The 833-nt window shown below is 55.5% G+C and carries 1 protein-coding gene; it reads right to left on the bottom strand.

Annotated elements, in window-relative coordinates; genetic code table 11:
* Positions 1 to 104 precede the first annotated feature (104 nt).
* The coding region (locus EN935_RS38275) for a transporter substrate-binding domain-containing protein (RefSeq protein WP_348629928.1) at positions 105 to 833 on the bottom strand (729 nt) is incomplete at its 5' end.

Raw genomic sequence — 833 nt, 5'->3', positions numbered from 1 at the left:
ACAACAAAGCTTGCGGCTCCTCGATCGCGGAATTCTGGTCGGTCATTTTTCGCTGCTCCTGCAATATCAGCTGGTCCGTCCGACCGGCTGATATTGCTGCCTTGCTAGTTGGCTTCGGGCCCATACACGTCGAAATCGAAATACTTACGATCGATCTTCTGGTATGTGCCGTCCGCCCTGATATCGAGGATGGCCTTGTTGAGCGAATTGCGCAGCTCATCGCTGCCTTTGCGGAGCGCAATCCCGACACCGTCGCCGAAACACTCCGGATCCTGCGGCGTTGGGCCATTGAATGTGTAGTCCTGGCCATCGGGCCTATCGAGCACTTCCTTCTTCATCTGGATCGATTCAGCAATATAGGCGTCGAGTCGACCTGCCTTGAGGTCGCTGAAGCCTTCTTCCAACGTGGGATAGAGCGTAATGTTTGCCTTTGAAAAATGCTTCGACAGATAGCAGCTTTGGATCGTGCCGCGCTGGACACCGACGTGGATACCGCCAAGATCGTCCTTTGACGTATCGAGATTCATGCCTTTCTTGGTCACGAATCGAGAGATGGCCTGCCAGTACTTCTTGGTAAAGTCGACGCGTTTCTGGCGTTCGGCGGTGATGGCCATAGATGCGACGATCACGTCGAACTTCTTGGCCAGCAGAGCCGGGATCATGCCGTCCCAATCCTGGGCGACGATGACGCATTTGCGATTCATCTTCTCGCAAAGCGCATTCGCGATATCAACGTCGAATCCCTTCAAGGTGCCGTCGGCCTCGCGCCAGTTAAAGGGTGGATAAGCGCCTTCGGTCGCTATGCGAAGGACGTCCTGCGCCTGCACGGGAGG

It is taken from the genome of Mesorhizobium sp. M7D.F.Ca.US.004.03.1.1, from assembly GCF_003998635.1.
Classification (GTDB): Bacteria; Pseudomonadota; Alphaproteobacteria; order Rhizobiales; family Rhizobiaceae; genus Mesorhizobium; species Mesorhizobium loti.
Note: the sequence above shows the minus strand (reverse complement) of the source record. Positions and strands in the feature narration are given on the sequence as shown.